Here is an 837-nt window from a genome sequence, read left to right as displayed (position 1 = left end):
GTTGCCGTCGTCGACGGCGACGGCAACCTGCAGGACGAGATTCGCTTGCCAAACGACCGTCTTGCCGAACTCGCCGAGCAGTATTCTGGTGGTGAAGCTGCTATTGAAGCATCGGGCAATTACCGCCCGATCTACGAGATGCTCGACGAGCATCTCGACGTCACCCTCGTGAATCCGTCAAAGAACCGGATCATCGCCGACGCGACGGTCAAGACCGATCGCGTCGACGCCAAGCGACTTGCTCAGATGCTCCGGGCAGATATGCTCGCTGAGAGTTATGTTCCACCGGACGAGATCCGCACACTGCGGGATCTCGTTCGGACACGCAAGTCGCTCGTCGAATCGCGGACTGCTGAGAAAAACCGCGTCAGAGCAGTCCTCACGCGTACGGACAACACGTACGACAGCGAGCTATTTGGCCCAACTGGGCGAGAGTTCCTTGCGGAACTCTCGCTCAGTGATGCTGACCGGACGATCATCGAAGCTCATCTTTCGGTGATCGACGCCTACGACGAACAGATCGAGGCTGTCGAAGAGGAGATCGAGCAAGAGGTACTGGAATCGCCAGCAGCCCAGCGGCTGCTGTCGATTCCGGGAGTTGGCCAGTATACTGCTGCTGTCATCGTTGCCGAAGTCGGTGAAATTGATCGCTTCGACAGCGACAAGCAACTCGTGAGCTACGCTGGGCTTGATCCGATGGTTCACCAGTCGGGCGATAAGGAGATACGCGGCAGCATCAGTAAAGAGGGCTCAGCGCCGTTGCGCTGGGCCCTCGTCCAGTGTGCAAACATCGCAGTACGGTGCGATGACTACTTCGGGAACTTCTACACCCGGCTA

1 protein-coding gene is annotated in these 837 nt (G+C 58.1%); it reads left to right on the top strand.

Annotated features, from left to right (window positions below; genetic code table 11):
• Positions 1 to 837: IS110 family RNA-guided transposase (locus PGX04_RS34030; RefSeq protein ID WP_273742506.1), on the top strand; the 837-nt coding region annotated here is incomplete at both ends.

It is taken from the genome of Natrinema soli, from assembly GCF_028618695.1.
The sequence above is the reverse complement of the archived record's forward strand: the minus strand, read 5'-3'. Positions and strand labels throughout refer to the sequence as shown.